The organism is Acidicapsa borealis, assembly GCF_059115245.1.
This window is the reverse complement of the sequence record NZ_JCACNY010000001.1, coordinates 877489-895753: the sequence shown is the minus strand read 5'-3', so window position 1 is coordinate 895753 and position 18265 is coordinate 877489. Positions and strand designations below refer to the sequence as shown.

Annotated in this window: 15 protein-coding genes; 9 read left to right on the top strand and 6 right to left on the bottom strand. The window is 60.4% G+C overall.

The genetic code is table 11. The annotated features are described in order from the left end of the window. Positions 1 to 24 precede the first annotated feature (24 nt). From AC5S27_RS03695 to AC5S27_RS03680, 4 genes are all read left to right on the top strand, one after another. Entirely contained in the window at positions 25 to 225 is a 201-nt protein-coding gene (locus AC5S27_RS03695) for an allantoinase (RefSeq protein WP_493933227.1), read from the top strand. Between the two features lie 133 nt (positions 226 to 358). Further along, entirely contained in the window at positions 359 to 3352 is a 2994-nt protein-coding gene (locus AC5S27_RS03690) for an IPT/TIG domain-containing protein (protein WP_493933226.1), read from the top strand. A gap of 102 nt (positions 3353 to 3454) precedes the next feature. Continuing rightward, the gene (locus tag AC5S27_RS03685; RefSeq protein WP_493933225.1) at positions 3455 to 4540 is read left to right on the top strand and encodes an acyltransferase family protein; all 1086 of its coding nucleotides are present in this window, start codon (positions 3455 to 3457) and stop codon (positions 4538 to 4540) included. 78 nt (positions 4541 to 4618) lie between these two features. Beyond that, entirely contained in the window at positions 4619 to 5986 is a 1368-nt protein-coding gene (locus AC5S27_RS03680; protein ID WP_493933224.1) for an NAD(P)/FAD-dependent oxidoreductase, read from the top strand. Positions 5987 to 6076: 90 nt separating this feature from the next. Here AC5S27_RS03680 and AC5S27_RS03675 read toward each other — a convergent pair whose 3' ends face one another. Next, on the bottom strand, positions 6077 to 6919 hold the full coding sequence (locus AC5S27_RS03675; RefSeq protein ID WP_493933223.1) for a helix-turn-helix domain-containing protein: 843 nt from the start codon (positions 6917 to 6919) through the stop codon (positions 6077 to 6079). A gap of 150 nt (positions 6920 to 7069) precedes the next feature. On the opposite strand from AC5S27_RS03675, the gene AC5S27_RS03670 reads away from it, so the two are divergent. The 4 genes from AC5S27_RS03670 (at position 7070) to AC5S27_RS03655 (ending at position 10815) form a co-directional block, all read left to right on the top strand. Continuing rightward, positions 7070 to 8206 carry a hypothetical protein gene (locus AC5S27_RS03670; protein ID WP_493933222.1) on the top strand — a complete coding sequence of 379 codons (1137 nt, stop codon included), beginning with the start codon at positions 7070 to 7072 and terminating at the stop codon, positions 8204 to 8206. 103 nt (positions 8207 to 8309) lie between these two features. After that, a complete protein-coding gene (gene serS, locus AC5S27_RS03665; protein WP_493933221.1) occupies positions 8310 to 9647 on the top strand; it encodes a serine--tRNA ligase in 1338 nt (445 codons plus the stop codon). A 21-nt stretch (positions 9648 to 9668) separates the two neighbouring features. Then, on the top strand, positions 9669 to 10043 hold the full coding sequence (locus AC5S27_RS03660; protein WP_493933220.1) for a hypothetical protein: 375 nt from the start codon (positions 9669 to 9671) through the stop codon (positions 10041 to 10043). Positions 10044 to 10101: 58 nt separating this feature from the next. Then, entirely contained in the window at positions 10102 to 10815 is a 714-nt protein-coding gene (locus AC5S27_RS03655; protein WP_493933219.1) for a LolA family protein, read from the top strand. Positions 10816 to 10967: 152 nt separating this feature from the next. Here AC5S27_RS03655 and AC5S27_RS03650 read toward each other — a convergent pair whose 3' ends face one another. Further along, complete coding sequence (locus AC5S27_RS03650) at positions 10968 to 12668, bottom strand: glycosyltransferase family protein (protein WP_493933218.1); 1701 nt, start codon at positions 12666 to 12668, stop codon at positions 10968 to 10970. Positions 12669 to 12909: 241 nt separating this feature from the next. Between AC5S27_RS03650 and AC5S27_RS03645 the strand changes: the two genes are divergently transcribed. Continuing rightward, a complete protein-coding gene (locus AC5S27_RS03645) occupies positions 12910 to 16443 on the top strand; it encodes a trifunctional glycoside hydrolase family 18/polysaccharide deacetylase/glycosyltransferase family 2 protein (protein WP_493933217.1) in 3534 nt (1177 codons plus the stop codon). Positions 16444 to 16456: 13 nt separating this feature from the next. Here AC5S27_RS03645 and AC5S27_RS03640 read toward each other — a convergent pair whose 3' ends face one another. The 4 genes from AC5S27_RS03640 to AC5S27_RS03625 all read right to left on the bottom strand — a co-directional run bounded on the left by AC5S27_RS03640 (position 16457) and on the right by AC5S27_RS03625 (position 18204). Next, positions 16457 to 16735, bottom strand: coding sequence for a HigA family addiction module antitoxin (locus AC5S27_RS03640; RefSeq protein WP_493933216.1), 279 nt, complete (start codon positions 16733 to 16735; stop codon positions 16457 to 16459). Between the two features lie 19 nt (positions 16736 to 16754). Further along, complete coding sequence (locus tag AC5S27_RS03635; protein WP_493933215.1) at positions 16755 to 17033, bottom strand: type II toxin-antitoxin system RelE/ParE family toxin; 279 nt, start codon at positions 17031 to 17033, stop codon at positions 16755 to 16757. A 42-nt stretch (positions 17034 to 17075) separates the two neighbouring features. Further along, entirely contained in the window at positions 17076 to 17789 is a 714-nt protein-coding gene (locus AC5S27_RS03630; protein ID WP_493933214.1) for a hypothetical protein, read from the bottom strand. Between the two features lie 136 nt (positions 17790 to 17925). Next, positions 17926 to 18204, bottom strand: coding sequence for a HigA family addiction module antitoxin (locus AC5S27_RS03625; protein WP_493933213.1), 279 nt, complete (start codon positions 18202 to 18204; stop codon positions 17926 to 17928). Positions 18205 to 18265: the final 61 nt, after the last annotated feature.

The following is an 18265-nucleotide window of genomic DNA, read 5'->3' as shown; positions in this document are numbered from 1 at the left end:
GTCTCTAGGGATAAGATGAGGCTCATGGCTAATCTGACTCTCATCTACGGTATGCGCCTCCTGCCCGAGGGCGAAGTCGCCCAGGTACAGGATGCAACCCTCAAACTCGCCAACGGCCACGAAGCCCACGTCACCATGCACGTCCTCGAAGGCTCCCGCGAACAGATCGAAGCCCAGCTGCGCATGAGCATCGAGGCTTTCTTCGATTTCTACCCGGAGATCTAGGACTCGGATTCGATCCCTCTCATTAGAAAATCCCGTTACTTAAGAATTTCTAGTCTCGGTCCAGCTCAGCCGATGAACGCTCTGTGGATGGTTTAAGAACGCCTCCACAGACTCCTCCGCTGAAGGCTGTGCTGTGAATCCTGGTCCCATTCCGTCCCCAAATTTAGGAAAATTCCAATCCTTTGCACGGCGGGTTGCCGCCTTTGCCTCCTTTCTCCTTGTTTCGGCCGCGGCCTTCGCCGGCGGACCCAGGTATGTCGCCGGGGTCAGTTACTTCAATCCCGGCGTCAAGGGGCAGGCGGTCCATTGGGCGGGCGGGCAGGTACGGTATTTCGTGGACCAGGGACCGCTCAGCGCCAGTGTCTCCAACGCGCAGGCGACGGCGATGGTGGACGCGGCGGCCGCACTCTGGAGCGCTGTTCAGACCGCAGCTGTGACACTCACGGACGCGGGCAATCTCGCCGAAAATGTGAATGGCAGCAACGTTCTCGGCGGAGGGAGCCATTTTCAGCCCTACTTTGCCCAACCGGCGGACATCACTCCCAGCGCGACGACGACTCCGGTGGCGGTGATCTTCGATGCCGACGGCTCAGCCATTGACGCTCTCGAAGGCACCGGCGCCAGCCAGCCCGACAATTGCTCCCAGAACGGAGTTCTCGTCTGGATCGACGCTATGAATCCCGACGCGACCCTGGCCCACGGCGTGATCGTGCTGAACGGCCGCTGCGCAACCAACGCCAATCTTATTGCCATGATGCAATTCCAACTGGAGCGTGCCTTTGGGCGGATTCTCGGCCTCGACTTCTCGCAGGTCAACGACGGCGCACTCTCGGCCGGGTCAGCCCAGCCGAACGGCGCGCTGGCGTGGCCGGTCATGCTGCCGCTCAACGGCCAATGCGGCCCAGCCGGCGGCACCTGCATTCCCAACCCGGGCACACTGCGGCTGGATGATATCGCCGCGCTGAACCGCATCTACCCGGTGAACGCAGCCAACCAATCCAGCTTCCCCGGCAAGCTGCTCACGGCAGCCAACACCATTTCCGTTCAGGGGACGCTGTCGTTTCGGACCGGGCAGGGCATGCAGGGCGTGAATGTCGTGCTGCGGCCACTCGACGGCAGCGGAAACCCTCTCTACCAGTACACGGTCAGCTCTGTCTCAGGAGCGTACTTCGGCGGAAATCACGGCAACTCGGTCACCGGCTGGACCGACTCGCTTGGTAACCGGCACGACCGCTTTGGCAGCGACGACGCGACCTTGCAGGGCTATTTCGACCTGAGCGGCGTCCCGCTCCCTGCTGGGCTCCCTGCTGGATCGAACAGCGCCAGCTACCAGCTCAGCTTCGAGACGGTCAACCCGCTCTACATCAACGCAACCTCGGTCGGTCCCTACCTGCTCGGCTCGCCCTCACCCTCCGGCACAGTCCAGACGGTGCAGCTTGGCAGCCTGCAGGCCGGAGGCACGCGGACCGTTTCGGTAGCCGTCGCCAACTCCGCCGGGGCCGCCAACAACCCTGTGAGCAGCGCAGCCGTCAGGAGCCGCCAGCCCTATGTCATCGGCAGCGAACCGCAACCGCAGCCCCTGCCCCGAAGCGGCTCCTGGACAGGCCGCCTCAGCCAGGTTGGCCAGGCAGACTGGTTCATCCTGCCGGTGCGCGGCAACCGCATCTTCACCGTGGTCACCCAGGCACTCGACGAAACCGGCAAGCCCAGCGCATCGAAGGCCATGCCTGCTCTCGGTGTCTGGGACGGCTTCACCCAGACCGGCACTGCAGCGGCGGGATTTACCCCCGCACAGAACGGCCTTGCCACCGGCGCAACCTGGCTGCAGGTGGCCACCGCTGGGAATGACATCGTCCGTCTCGCCGTCACTGACCAGCGCGGCGACGGCCGTCCTGACTACTCCTACCGCGGTTGGGTTCTCTACGCGGACACTGTCTCACCGGCGCGCCTGCCAGCCAGCGGTGGAACCATCGTCATCCGCGGCTTCGGCTTCCGCGCCGGAGACACCGTCCAGATTGGCGGTGTTCAGGCGCAAGTCACGAGTATTCAGGCCAGCGCGATCACGGCCATCGTTCCGGCGGCGGGCGTCGGCGTTACCGGCTCCCAGGACGTTGAGGTCGACGATCTGCCCGGCTTTTCCGCCCTGGCTGTAATTCCAAGCGGCCTCAGCTACGACTCAGCCAGCGGCGACGCACTCAGCCTGATCAGCGCGCCATCCAACCAGGTGCCGCTGAACGTGCCCCAGGCCTTTTCCGTCCGCGCCCTCGCCGCAGATGGCACCCCTGCTGGGGGAGTAACGGTCCTCTACTCGGTCACCAGCGGCTCGGCGGCACTCGGCTGCGGACTTACCATCTGCTCGGTAGCCACCTCGGGCGATGGCCGTGCCGCGCTGCCTGTGACCGCCACGAGCACAGCAACCGCCGTCGTCACCGCTACTCTCACCAACGGAGCCAGCATCCAGGCCCACTTCTACGGGGGAGCCGCACCAGCGCTTTCCGCCATCACCCCCACCCTCTACCTCGCGGCTGGAGCAACCGCCACCTGGCCGGTCCAGGCTCTCGTCCAGAGTGCTGGAGCGCCTTCGGCCAACCAGCAGGTGGCATGGAAATCCGCCACGGGCATTACCGCGCCCGTCACGGCGTCGACCACCAACACCGCTGGAATTGCATCGACTACCCTGAGCGCCGGGCCCCTCGCGGAGGGCCAGACCGTCACCTCGAATGCCTGCCTGAACAGCGGATCGACCTGCGTTCCCTTCAACGTCTTCGGCTCTCGGCCCGAATTTGCCAGCCTTGTCGCCGTCTCCGGCGCCAGCCAAAGTATGGCGGCTAGCACTGCCCCGGCCGCCATCACCCTCTGCGTGTTGGATATGAACGGCAACCCGATGGCCGGCGGAACCGTGACCATCAGCCAATCCCTCTATGCCTGGGCTCCGCCCTGCCCCACGCACGGCCGTTGCGTACAACCCCAACGCCTCGCAACCCAGAGCACCACCATCACTTCCGCTCTCGACGGAACAGTCACTGTCACGCCGCTTACCCTCCCCGGCACTCCCACGAGCCTGATCGGCCTCGCCATCACAGGGAATGCAGGCGCACTCAGCTTTTCTGTCGAGCAGCATCCGTAGGCAACACTTCGGATGACCGGAGTAACCATGCTACGCCGCGGAAAGTCACAGATCAGAATTCGCCCACATGTACACTGGAGGTCCGGAGGGCGGAATTTGCCGATGCCGCAAGACACCGACATTCCAGTGAAACCCGAAGTCCAACACACATCCAATCCGGCACAAACCCCGAGCGCATGGGCACCGCGCCGGGACGCGTCACTCGATATCGCTAAGGGTTTCGGCATCCTGCTGGTGGTGCTGGGACACTGCCTGATCGGTCTCAGGGGCTCGAATTTCTTCTCTCCCACGCTGGCATGGCCTGCAACCGCTATCTTCCTCATTTATCTGTTCCACATGCCCTTATTTTTCGTGGTCTCGGGCCACCTGGCATCGGGAAAACACCGTCCCGCAAAGACTACGATCGGCAAGCTCATTCCAACCATCGTCTACCCCTATTTCCTTTGGTCGATCCTTCAGGGGCTGGTCGAAATCTACCTCAGCAAATACACGAATGGCCACGCGTCCTTCATCTCTCTCTATCGCATCCTCTGGGTGCCGATCGTCCCATACTGGTTCCTCTACGCGCTCTTCTTCAGCCACCTGGGCTATCTGGCAATTCGCAAGCTTCCATACGCCGTCCAGTTAGCAATCGCGTTCGCATGCTTCCTGGTTCCGCTGTTCTTTGCCGAGGCTTTGACGCACGCTTACCTGATCATCGTCATGGAGACCGGCCGAGGATTTCTGTACTTCATCCTCGGCGTTGTCTCGGTGACTCAAGTGAAGCAATTCGGCCGCTGGGCAGCCATCACCGCGACCCTGCTTTTCGTCGTCTTTGCCACGGTCTGCAGCCAGTCCGATCTGTACGGTGTCACGGGTGACGTTGCCTTGCTGCCTGGAGCCATCGCCGGCATCGTCGCCACGCTCGCCTGGTCCCGCCTGCTGGCATCGCGCCAGAACTTCATCGTGAATACATTGGCCTTCCTGGGCCGCTACTCAATGAGCATCTACGTGATGCATATCTTCTTCACCGCCGGAACGCGCATCGCTCTCCAGCGTCTGCATGTTCAACCGACTCTGACAGGCACTGTCATCGAAATCGTCGCTGCGACAGCCCTAGGCATTCTGATTCCGCTGGGGTTCAACTGGATAACCAGCAAAATGAACCTGGACGCGTGGTTCGGCCTTCAGCACATGGAGACTCGCTAACTTTTCCGTAGATTCACGCTCCTCCTGCTTCCTTTGACTGCAACTGGCATCTGAGATGAGTAGAGGATTGCAATCGCAATGAGCCAGTTGACCCAGAAATATCCCCAGGAGACAGGACGAAGGCCGCGTGTGGCCGTCGTTGGTGGAGGCTTCGCCGGCATCAATGCTGCGTTGGCGCTCGGCAAACTACCCGTCGATGTCACCATCATTGACCGGCGCAATCACCACACCTTTCAGCCGCTGCTCTATCAGGTAGCCCTCGCCGTGCTCTCCCCGGCGCAGATCGCCCAACCCATCCGCACCATTGTCAGTAAATTTCCCAATGTCGAAGTGCTCATGGACGAGGTCACCGGCATCGACGCCTCAGCCCGCAGGCTGAGCCTTGCCAGCGGAGCCGTCTACAACTACGACTATCTCGTCCTCGGTACGGGCGCGACGCACTCCTACTTCGGCCACGAAGAATGGGCGCAATTTGCCCCCGGTCTCAAGTCGATTGAAGATGCAACCGAGATCCGCCGGCGCGTCCTGTTGGCGTTTGAACTCGCCGAACGGCACCAGCTCGAACATGGCTGGCATCCACCGCTCGACTTCGTCATCATCGGCGGCGGACCTACCGGGGTCGAACTCGCCGGGGCCGTTTCCGATATCGCCCGGCTCTACATGAAGAGCGATTTCCGCCACATCGACCCGGCCAAGGCCCGCGTTCTGCTCATCGAAGGATCCCCGCGCGTCCTGGCGACTTTCCCCGAAGACCTCTCCGTCAAGGCGCAGAAGCAGCTGGAAGAAATCGGCGTCGAAGTCTGGACCAATAAGCACGTCACCGAGGTCGGCGCCGGCTTCGTCAAGGTGGGCAACGATCGCATCAACGCGGTCGTCATCCTATGGGCAGCCGGAGTGGCAGCATCGCCCCTGGGCCGCATGTTGGGCGAGGAGCACGCAGAATTCGACAAACGTGGTGCCGTCATCGTCGACCAACAGTTGAATCCGAAAGGGTTACCGGAAGTCTTCGTCTGCGGCGATCTTGCTCATTTTGAGCAGGACGGCAAGCCTGTGCCCGGCGTGGCCCAGCCCGCCATGCAGATGGGCCGCCACGCCGCGAAGATTATCGCAGCCGATCTGGCCGGCAAGCCGCGGCCAAACTTCCGTTACTGGGACAAGGGCGATATGGCCACCATTGGCCGCCTCGCCGCCGTGGCTAAGATCGAGTGGCCTTTTAAGGCACATTGGGGCGGATTCATGGCCTGGCTCACCTGGCTGGTGGTGCACATCTACTTCCTGATCGGCTTCCGCAACCGGATCACGATCTTCGCAACGTGGGCCTGGACCTACTTCTCTTTCAAAGATGGCGCACGCCTGATCACAGGCAACCAGAACCTCTCGGGCTGGGAAGACGCTACCAAAGGACAGGCTCAGGATCCCGTTGCGGAACCCACACCTACAACGTGAGCGAGGCCGAAAACTTCCAGCTGCCCTGGATTCGTTCTTGAACTAGAGATCGTAAGCCTCAAGCCGCCGCTGGGCGAGTCAGGCTTCCGATCATCCCAAAGCTGCCCGGTATCTGGCTGGAGATAGGCTGCGCACAGCTTTAAATGTCGCAGCAAAGGTCGAGTAGCTCTCAAAGCCCGACATGGCTGCCACTTCCGCGAGCGTTAGCGCGGAGTCCTGCATCAACCCGGCCGCTAACTGGACGCGCCGGCGCGAAACATACTGCCAGATCGAGCATCCTAGCGCGCTGCGGAACGACCTGCTGAGATGGAACGGGCTGGTTTCCGCTGCCTGCGCGATCGAGCCAATATCCAGATCCTGCTCCAGATTGGCATGGATGTAATCGAGGGTTCGTCGCACGCGGCGGTCGCCGATTCCTTCCCGATAGTCGCGTTCGATGACGATGCGGCCATCGTTCACCATCAATCCAGCCATGCTGACAAAAATCGAGTCGCCCAGCATCTTGCCATACGGATGCCCATGGGCGGCATCGTCATGCAGGGCGCGCACCAGTTTCGCGAGTGTCGGCGATTGCACTCCGATCGCCGGGCGCACCTCGAATCCGGCTTTGGAAAGCATCTCTTCTCCCGCCGCCGCTCGAAGCGAGTCAGGGGTGAAGTAGAGGCAGGCGAAATCCACCGGACGGTCCCACCATCCCTTGAGACTTGCGCCGGCCGGGATCACCGAGACGTGGTCTGCCGGGAGGTTGGTGTCAGCCCGCTTCCCGTCGAGAATCCACCCCATCTTAAGAGGCGCGCGATCGAGCCGGACACCGAAGTGGTGGAATGGTGCAGACGGCGTGAGATCGTGCATCGGCCCAAAGCAGGATTGCTCCAGAGTACAAAGCTTCCATACGCCTCTGCGCGAGATCGTGTGGCGAAACCATGGGGGCACACGGCTCAGCTCTGTCGATGCCTCAGAACGGGTGAGAAGCGACATAGGAAGAAAATAGCAGGATTCTGAGAGTGCGGAACGCTTTCCCGAAGACAAGGGTCGACTAGCCTCCTAAGCTGAATCCTGTCAGACCAATCCCCGGAGATCCCCATGTTTCGTTCCATCGCTGTTTCCTCTTTGTTGCTGATCGCCGTTCTTTCAACAACGCGTCCGCTGCCCGCCCAATCGGACCTTCCACAGCAGTTGATTGCCGCCGACCGCGGCCTGCTGGAGGCAATGGCGGGACCGAAGGTAAACCAGGAAAAGTATGAGCAGGGTCTCGCTGCGGATTTTCTCGACATCGAGCAAGGAAGCGCTCACTCGCGCCAAGAGGTAGTGGACCAGTTGAAGATGATCCACGGGTTCTCCTTCCAGTACGAGAACCCGAAAGCGGTGCTGCTCTCGCCGACCTCCGGCTTTGTAGTCGCGGAGGTCAGCTATTCCGGCATCATCGGCGGATCGGGTTTCCAGAGTCACGTGCTGTCCACAACGGTCTTCTCGCTGGAGCAGGGCCGATGGCTGGCGCATCTGCAAATGACCGAGCCCATGAATGCGAAGTCCAACGCCAGCGTCGTCCCAGATAGCGACCCGACGCTGATCCAATTGCGCAGCCTCGCCGCGCAGGTTGAGCAGAAGGTTCAAGTTCCGGGGTATGCCAAATTCGCTTCGCCCAAGGTGATGCTGGATGCGGGAACGGGGGTTTCCTATTACACCTTTGGGAACAGGACCGTTCACGAAGCACAGTTCGCCGATCTGCCTGCACCCATGCAGGATATCTGGAAGCAATGGAGCAGCTTCACGACCGACGAGCCAGACGGCGAGGCCCTCTTTGACGATATGTTTCATCGCTTCTTCTTCGTGCACGAGCTGGGTCACTGGATGGCAAGCGAAGTGATTGCGGGGCTTCCGGAAAAGGAGATGCTCGTCGTGGGTAAGAATGAATCAGGCAATAAGTGGGAGAGCGAGACGACGGCGAATCGCGTCGCGGTGGCGTGGTATCGCGAGCACGATCCGCAGTACCTGGCAAAGCTGGTCGCCGACTTCCGGGCGATCCAGGCGCACTTGCCGGACCCTGTCCCGGCCGGTGTGGACAAGAAGACCTACTTTACCCAGAACTATGCGAAGCTCGGCAAAGACCCGATGGCCTATGGCTGGTATCAACTGCAGATGGTCCTGGTGGTCTACGACGAGCCCGCGCACAGCTTCCAGCAGGTGCTGAAGGATCTGCCCGCAAACCGGTATGAGTGATGTCAGCAAGCGCTAGCGTCCTAGGGCTCCGGCGCGCGTGTTCGAGTTGCGCAATCGCAACCGAGACCTCATCCGCGCCGGCATCTAGTAATCTGTTAGAGCCATGCTGGACCTGAATTTTGTACGCAACAACCTCGCTCTGGTCGAAGAGAAACTGCGCGCGCGCAATGCCGATCCGGCCGCGCTTCTGGGTGATTTCCGTTCGCTCGACGCGCGACGCCGCGAGGCCATTACCCAGGCCGAACAGCTCAAAGCCCGCCGCAACGAGCTGAGCCAGCAGGTCGGCACGCTCAAGAAATCCGGTCAGGATGCGACCGCGCTTGTCGAAGAAACCAAGGCGCTCAAGGACCAGCTCGACTCGCTCGACACCACCGCAGCGGCGCTCGACGAAGAGATGCGGCAGTCCCTCGCGCGTATTCCCAATCTTGTCCGCGACGAAGTTCCTGCTGGAAAATCCGAGGCTGACAACGTTGTGGTCAAAAGCTGGGGTGCGATTCCGGAGCTCGATTTCACGCCGAAGCCGCACTGGGAGCTCGGCGAAGCGCTGGGAATTCTCGACCTCGAGCGCGCCGCCAAGCTGAGCGGCGCACGATTCGCCGTCTACAAAGGCGCGGGAGCGCGTCTGGAGCGGGCGCTGATCAATTTCATGCTCAACCAGCACACCGAAGAGCACGGCTATACCGAGATCCTGCCGCCCTTCATGGTGAACAGCAAGAGCCTCTTCGGCACCGGCCAATTGCCCAAATTTGCCGAAGATCTCTTCCGCTGCAGTGATGGCCCGGAAGATGCCGGATTTGTGCCGGGCGAGTATCGCGATAACGACCACTGGCTGATTCCGACTGCGGAAGTACCGGTGACGAACTTGTATCGCGACGAAATTCTGGACGACGCCAAGCTTCCGATCAACTTCACCGCGTACACGCCCTGCTTCCGCGCGGAAGCAGGAGCGGCCGGGCGCGATACGCGCGGGATCATTCGCCAGCACCAGTTTCAGAAGGTCGAGCTGGTCAAGTTTGTGCGTCCTGAAGAGTCCGACGCAGAGCACGAGAAGCTGACAGCGCATGCCGAGGCGATTCTGGAGGCTCTCAAGCTGCCTTACCGCCGCGTGCTGCTGTGCGGCGGCGATACCGGGTTCTCTGCCGCGAAGACGTATGATCTCGAAGTCTGGCTGCCGGGACAAGGACTGTACCGGGAAATTTCTTCCTGCTCGAATTTTGAAGGCTTCCAGGCGCGCCGGGCCAATATTCGCTATAAAGCTCCTGGAATCAATGGGGCCAAGGCGAAGAACGAGTTCGTCCATACCCTCAATGGAAGCGGCCTGGCGGTCGGGCGGACCTGGCTCGCGATTCTCGAAAACTATCAGCAGGCCGACGGCTCGGTGCTCGTTCCCGAGGTATTGCGGCCGTACATGGGTGGCCTGGAGAGAATTACGGCCCAGTAATTTGGAAAGACAGAAGGTTTCATGCGACAGACGTTAAAGAGCTATTTTTTCTGGACCCACCAGCGCGGCAGCTTCCATTACGACGTGATGGTGACGCTGATTCTGGTGTTTATTTTTGTCACGCCGCAATTCTGGGCGTATGGAGACAAGCCGGTGCGCGAGTCGAACCCGCCGGGGCCGACGCTGGTGACCAGCGATGGCGAGCGCGGGCTGATCATTACGGTGCCGTTTCAGGATGTACACGTCGATCTCAAGGCCAGCGACTGGCACGTGCGGCGGGCGCTGCACCAGGCGATCGAGCCTGTCACGGGTGACACTGTGGCTGTAGTTCACTGGGAAACGGCGGGCTATGTGAATGGCCAGCCGACGCAGTGGAAGGTCTGGGCGCACCGCTAGAGTCCTGTTTCCGAGCATCCTTCCGCTGGTTTCGCTCGTCCAATGCTCTGAGTGACCTATGACCAATTTTCGTAAGACGCTATCTTTCAACTACTTGGCAGCGGCGGCACTGGCGCTAGCGATGATTCGGCCTGCGGTGGCGGCTGACGACCTGGACAAAGTGATTACGCGACTGGATGCTTCAGCGGCCAAGTTCAAGTCGGCACAGGCCGATATTACGTGGGACAACGTGCAGGTGGCGCCGATCGAGGACAAGGATTCTCAGGTCGGAACCGTGGTTTTTGAGCGCAAGAACGGGCAGGTGCAGATGGCGCTGCACATCAAGACTGATAACGGCAAACCAGTGCTGAAAGACATGGTTTACGCGGACGGAACCGGCAAGCTCTACGAGCCGCGGCTGAAGCAGATGCAGGTCTTCAAGCTGGGGGAGAAGAAGGCGCAACTCGATACTTTTCTTACACTTGGCTTCGGCGGCAGCGGGGCTGATCTGAAAAAGAACTGGAATGTGACCTACGCTGGAACCGAATCCGTCAGCGGAGTGAACGCAGCCAAGCTCCAGCTTGTACCGAAGGATCCGGAAGTCCTGAAGTCGGCTCCGAAGGTGCTTCTTTGGGTGGATCTGGATCGCGGCGTGGCTGTGAAGCAGCAGCGGTTCGATCCTGCCGGGAATTATGTGATCTTCAGCTATGCCAATCTGAAGCTGAACGGCGGTGTGCCCTCGAATGCGTTTGAGATTAAGACGGCTTCGGGCACGCAGATCGTGAACCACTAAGCTCGGCTGGCCTTGAGACCGAAAAACGGGTATGGCGAGCGTCGTCGTTTGCGCAATATTCGTCGGACGATGCGCAATCCGCGTCACGCAATGCGCAATCGACCTTAGCATCATGCGCAATCGGCGCCGGGCACTGTGTAATGCGCCTGCGGTTATTTGTCTGTTCCGGCCGTTTGGCGCGGAGATAAAGATGCGGATTGGCCGACGGCCTTCCGGCCTGGTCGCGAGAAGAGTTTCTGCAGCGTGATGCCGCCCATTGCAAAAAGCACCGGGAAGAATTCCAGGGTGTAGCGGGTCTCGGGCGCTTCGATGGTCATCAGGAGCAGGCTGCGCAGGACCAGATACGCAGCCATGTACGGCCAGAGATTTGGACGCCACCAGAAGCCAGCCAATCCCAGAATCAGAAAAATCAGATTGATTGCGGCGTAGGCGTAGCTGAAGCGCGTCTCGGGGCGGTGGTTCCAGTACTCCCACCAGCGGAGGTCGATGGTGAGATTTTCGACGCGCGGGCGGAAGGTCATGTCGGCTAGCCGGCCCATAGGCAGTAGCAAGTGCGTGCGGAACGGGTGCTCGGCAGCGCGCTGTCTGGCGAGGGCTCCGAAGCGGGCGTCGATCTCGGGGGTCAGCTCCTGATTCTGGTTGTAGTCGGCGATCAGCGCTTCGGTCTCGGCTTTCTGGGCGGGTGAGTCGTAGGCGGGGTTGGGGGATGATTTGGGCAGGTCGGCGAAATCAATCGTGCCGTCGGGGACGTTCCAATAGATATTGCTGGTACAGGTGAAGTCGAGGCACCAGGTTTTGACCCAGTGCTGCCAGCCGAGGTGCGGGTCTTCGCCGGGGTCGTTAGCATAGCGCGGGGCGAGGGGCTCGAAGACGTGGAAAGTGCTCCAGTTGCGGGCGCTCCAGACGGCGAAGGGGAGGATGGACAGGACTCCGCAAAGAAGGGCTTTGGTCAGGGCTGGCTTGAGCTGTGTGCCGGCCGGGCGGGAGAAGATCAAAGCGGGCCAGAGGGCGAAGGCCAGGATTGCTCCGTCGGGGCGGAGGAGCGCGGCGGCGCTAATGGCTAGGGTGAACAGGATGAGGCTGGTCCAGCGACTGGTCCAGCCGGAAGGCTTTGCCTCAGGGGCTAAAGCCCCCGCCCTCTTGTCTCCACTTGTGCCGGGGATAAATCCCCGACCTACCTTAAAGCCCGACAAGCCTGGCTCATCGCCGGAGTTGGCCAAGCTGTTTGGATACAGATAGCGTTGGAGGGACCAGAGGGCGAGGCAGATGGCGTCGAAGGTGAGCGATTCCGTCAGTGGGGCCGAGGTGTAGACGGCGGTGAAGGGACACATCGTGGCCAGCCAAAGGGTGTTCAGGCCGGCGCGGGTGGTGCTGATGCGGCGGACGAAGTCGGCGAGCAGGAGGCAGGCGCCGAGTTCGAGGGGGATCTGCAGCCAGGCGACTGCGTCGTAGTTTTCGACGCCGAAGAGGCGGAAGCAGGCGGCGAGGAAGAGCGGGTAACCGGGCAGGCGGATGAGCGTGGAGTGCAGGACGCCGCTGTGGTCGATAAGGGCGTATTGCCCTTGGAGGATGGCTTTGGCGATGTTGCCGTAGATGAGGGCGTCGCCGCTGGCCTGGGGGAAGGCGTGGAGCATCCAGAGGCGGAGGAGAATGCCGCCGATCAAGGCGCCCGCGATGCGGACGGCGATTCCCGGAGTCCGCCAGCTTACACTATTCAAAGACGTGGGCGATGGATGGCTTTCAGCTTGCGCGACTTTGCTGTTTCCGGCGGCCGGGCTCCCGGTGCTGGACTGTTGGATTGAGTCTCCTGCCTTGGGTTGGGCCTTGGATTGACGCGCTGAATCGGCTTTCATACGATTCGAGTGTAACCTTCTGACAATTTTGATGCAGCGAGTGTTGGACTCGCCGTGCCACGCAATGCTGGTGCATGCCAGGGCGACAGCAGATTGGCTGCGGGAATGACGAACAACAAGAGCAAGTGCGCCCTGGTGTTGTCTGGATTGCAACGTTTTGTTTTGTGTGGGGTTGCTATGGTGGTAGTGCTGAGTTGTTGATTCCTGGCTGGAATCGGAAATTGGATGCTCTCTCCCCTTTATGACGCCTGATAGACAGATTTTTTTCGATCCGCAACGGAAGCGCTGGAAGCGGCTGCGCCGGGTGCTGGATGTTTCGGCATTGCTTTTCACCATTGTGGTGATTGTTTTTATCTACAACGTATTTCGTGCGCAGCACTTGCCGGAGCTGCTGTTGCCGGCGCAGAAGCATAACTACAAGGCGCTGAAGGATAATCCTTCGAACACACTGCGGGCGGCAAAGGCTCACGAGCGCAAGGCTCAGCGCAAAGACGCGCGGAAGGCCTCGGATGTGCCGTTCAATACGGGCGAGGGTGTGCGGGCTGCTTTCTACGTGGAGGACGACGCGGCCAGCTATTCGTCCTTCAAAGAGCATGTGCATCAGATCGACATTCTGTTTCCCCAGTGGCTGCATGTTTCAGAGCCTGACGGGCAACTGATGGCCATGACAGCGGACCTGCGCAGCGAGTATCCAGTGGTGGACAGCCACGGGGTGCATGATCCCGACGCGCTGAACAAGATCAAGCATGTGATCCAGGAGGCGAAGGAAGATACGGAAGTTTTTCCGCATCTGACGAGCTTCAATCCGCAATCGCAGAACTTCGATCCGGCGATTGGCGCAGTGCTGATGGATGCCGGTAAGCGGCAGTTCCTACAGCAGCAGATTCTTAAGTTCTTTGCTGGATTACCTGCGTATCACGGGCTTTCGCTGGACTTCGAAAACCTGCCGGACAATGCGGATGAATCGTATCTGCAGTTCATTGAAGAGCTCTATCCGCAGATGCATGCTCGCAACCTGAAGCTCTACGTCAACGTTGCCGCGTCGACCGAAGACGACGATCTGAAGCGGATTTCTTCTCATGCGGACGGCGTGCTGGTGATGAATTACGACGAACATGAGGAAGAGAGCCAGCCGGGGCCGGTGGCTTCGCAATCGTGGTTTCTGGCAAACCTGACGCGCATCCTGAAGATTGTTCCGAAGGAAAAAATCATCTGCGGCGTGGGCAATTACGGGTACGACTGGACGATGTCTATTCCTGACCCGAAGGATAAGAAGCATCCGCAGCCGAAGGTGCTGAACACGGTGGATGTTCGGGTGCAGGAGGCATGGCAGCGTGCTTCGGATGCGGATGCCGATCTGGATCTCGACTACGACACGCTGAACCCACACTTTTCTTACATCGATGAAGACGAGCATGTGCGGCACGTGGTGTGGTTCCTGGATGCGGTGACACTGCTGAACGAGATGCGTGGTGCAAAGGCACTGGGATTGCAGACGTTTGCGCTGTGGCGGCTGGGCGAGGAGGATCGTTCGCTATGGGCGATCTGGGATAAACCGAATCTGCCGGAGGCGCTGACTTCGCTGGGTGTGGTGCAGCCGGGGCATGATGTGGACGATGAAGGCTCGGGCGACATTCTGCGGATTACCGGGACACCTCAAAACGGCAAGCGTAGCGTGCAGCTGGATACGGACGAGAAGGATCCGCGGCGGCAACTGATTGTGGACGAGCACATGGATGTGTATCCGCAGGCTTACCGGGTGCAGTATTACGGGTACCATGCGGGGCAGGTGGCGTTGAGCTTTGACGATGGGCCTGACCCAACCTGGTCGCCGAAGATCCTGGACATTTTGAAGCAGAAGAACGCGAAAGCGACGTTCATGCTGATCGGTTCACAGGCGCAGGAAAATGTGGGCATCATGCAGCGGATGGTGCGAGAGGGCCACGAGATTGGCAACCACACATATTCGCATCCGGACATCAGCGAAATCTCCGCGCGGCAGGTGCAGCTGGAGCTGAATGTCACGGAGCGGCTGTTCGCCAGCAAGCTGGGGATTCAGCCGCTGTATTTCCGGCCGCCGTATGACATTGACGAGGAGCCGGATACCGACGACCAGGCGGAGCCGGCATATCGCATTCAGCAGATGGGCTATGTCATCGTCGGAAACAAGATCGATACCGATGACTGGAACGAGCGCCCGAGGAAGTCTCCGCAGGAGATTACGAATGCCGTGATGTCGCAGCTGGAGCTGATGAAGACCAAGCCGCAGTTCGAGTCAAGCATCATCCTGATGCATGATGGCGGCGGGAACCGTTCTGCGACGGTGGCGGCGCTGCCACTGCTGATCGACACGCTGCGGGCGAAGGGATATCAGATTGTGCCGGTGTCTTCGCTCATGGGCAAGACTTCGGCCGAGGTGATGCCGAAGATCAGCCGGATGCAGTACTGGCGGGCGCGGGCGGACTCTGTTGCGTTCACGATTCTGGCCTTCTTTGGACACTTTATCGTCTATGTCTTCTTTGTTGGCGATGTGTTGATGAGCGCGCGGCTGATCCTGGTTGGGATTCTGGCGATCATCGACCGGCTGCGGAAGCACAAGGATGGCACGCCAGGGTTTACGCCTCCTGTTGCCGTGCTGGTGCCGGCTTACAACGAAGAGACAGTCATTGTGCGGACGGTGCGGTCAGTGTTGAATTCGACCTACCCGAACCTGCACGTGATCGTGATTGACGATGGTTCGAGCGACCGCACTGCGGAGGTAGCGCGCGAAGCTTACGGGCCGGAGATTGCTTCGGGCAAGGTTGCGGTGTGGACCAAGGCCAACGGCGGCAAAGCGGCGGCGCTGAACTATGCCGTCGAGCAGTTGACTGAGGAGTTCTATGTCGGCATTGATGCGGATACGGTGATTGCTTCGGATGCGATTGCGAAGCTGATGCCGCATTTTGAGGACCCGCTGGTGGGTGCTGTGGCGGGCAATGCAAAGGTCGGCAATCGCGTGAACCTTTGGACGCGTTGGCAGGCGCTCGAATACATTACGAGCCAGAACTTTGAACGTCGGGCGCTGAATTTGTTTAACGTCGTGACCGTCGTTCCGGGCGCGATTGGCGCCTGGCGGACTGGGCCGGTGAAGCTGGCTGGCGGATATCCGCTGAACACAGTGGCCGAGGATGCCGACCTGACCATGAGCCTGCTGGAGCAGGGGCTGAAGGTGGTCTACGAGGACCGGTCGCTGGCGTTCACCGAGGCTCCGATTGATGCGAAGGGGCTGATGCGGCAGCGCTTCCGGTGGTCGTTTGGAACGCTGCAGGCGGTGTGGAAGCATCGCGCGGCGTTTGTTCGCAACAAGGCGATGGGGCTGTTTGCGCTGCCGAACATTGTTGTCTTTCAGATGCTGCTGCCGCTGGTTTCCCCGTTTATCGATCTGATGTTTCTGATCGGTGTCGTCCAATTCTTTCTTGACCGCCACTATCACCCCGAAGCTGCCAGCACCGCGAGCTTCGAAAAGCTGCTGGCGTACTTCCTCAGCTTTATGGTGATCGACTTTGTCACGTCTTCCGTGGCGTTCAGCCTGGAGCGAAAGCATCCGGCGAACAAGGGCGATGGTTGGCTGCTGTTCCATATCTGGCTGCAGCGGTTTGCTTACCGGCAGGTCTTCTCCGTGGTGCTGTTCAAGACGATTAAGCGGGCGATCGATGGACGGCCGTTTAACTGGGACAAGATTGCGCGTACGGCGAAGATGAGCAAGCAGACGGATCAGCTGATCGAGGGCTCTTAGGGCTATTTCGCATCTAGTCGGCGGCGATCGCTTCGAGGGGCTTGACCTTGGCACGGCGCTTTCTGGATGCGATCCAGAGGTCGTGCTGCGACTGCAGGCGGAGCCAGAAGTCGGGCTCGGTGCGGAAGGCCTCGGCGAAGCGCAGGGCCATGTCGGCGGAGACTCCGGCTTTCCCGTTCAAGACGCGGGAGAGCGCGGCGCGGGTGACGCGGAGGTGACGCGCGACCTCTGTCACCGAGCGACCGGTCAAGTAGTAAGCGAGAATTCTGCCGGGGTGGGAGGGGTTGTGCATTTGCATTGCTTCTGTCCTCTCAGTGATAGTCCTGATAATCGACGAGGATCGCGTCTTCGCCCTCAAAGGTGAAGGTGAGACGCCAGTTTCCATTCACGCTGACCGACCAATGACCTGCCAGATCACCTTTCAGTTCATGCCACTGCCAGCCTGGCAGATTCATCTCTTCCGGCCTGCGGGCGATGTTCAGGGCGGTCAATTGATCGCCGAGTTTATTGGCATGGCTTGGCTGGATCCCGGCCTTCGATCCGGAGAGGAAGAACTTCTCGATGCCCTTGTGCCGGAAGCTCAGGATCATGCAATCACACTGTACAGCGAAACGCTACGCTATACAAGCGTTCTAGGCTGAGGTGTCGACGAAGTTGCCGTTGGCTTGCAGGTAGGCGAGGGCCGGGGTGATGGTGCCCTGGCCGGCGGAGAGGCTGGCCTGGATGGCCGAGACCAATGCGTCGTAGGGTGTTGAGTTTGTCAGACTTGTGTCGGTGGCCGGCGTACTGCTGCCCGACGAGCTGATAGACGGGCTGGCGGATGGATTACTGGCCGGATAAGCTGCGTTGAGGATGCTGATGAGGCTGTCGGTGTTGCTGGACGATGGCGCTGCGGCCGGAGTAAGTGGCTTGCCGGCGGCTGGGCCGAGGAGTTCGGTGACGAGGTTGAGTTGGACTTCGCTTTGGACGAGGCTGGCGGCGATGGCTGCTGCGTTAGCACCGCTGGCTGGGACGGGGGATGCAGCGGCGGCGGGCGCGTTGGTCTGGTAGGTGGCCAGTGCAGACTGGGCTTCGGGGATGCTGCCGTCGTTGATGGCACTGCCGAGGCTGGTGAGATAGGCGCCGAGCGGGCTACTGCTTCCAACCGAAGACGGGGATAGAGCGTCGATGGCGTTGACGAGCGTGGCTGCGCTGGTGAGATCGCCGAGGCTGACCGCCTGCTGGAGTTGATTGAGCAGGTTATTAAGGACGGTCTGCTGGGCGGGCGTGGCGGTGGCTGCGCCGAAATCGATGCCGGTGAGGCTGGGGACTGCGCTTGAGACGGGAACGATGGCTGAGGTGCTCATGAGTGCGCTCCTTCGCTGGACAAAAATCAGCGCTCAGGAAGACGAGAGTCTCCCTGAGTCGGAGTTCGGCCGAGTGCGCGGGAACTTTATGATTTCTCGCGTAGCCGGGCGGTACTTTTGTACTTCAAGCCAACGGCTAGGATGCTGGAATTGCCTCGAAGGGCTTCACACGCGGTTTGCGCTTGCGCGAGGCCTGCCAGAGATCGTACTGGAGCTGCAGGCGCAGCCAGAGGTCGGGCTCGGTGCGGAAGGCGGCGGCGAGGCGCAGGGCCATGTCCAGCGAAACCGCGGCGCGACCGTGGATGAGGCGCGAAAGCGTGGGGCGGGCGACGCCGAGGTGCTTCGCGACGTCGGTAACAGTGCGGTCGGCGATGTAGTTGGCAAGAATGCGGCCGGGATGAGATGGGTTGCGCATCGGGTTCTTCCTTCTCTGCGTTCAGTCTGAGCTGCCTGGTTCCTAAAGCGAGAAACTTCTA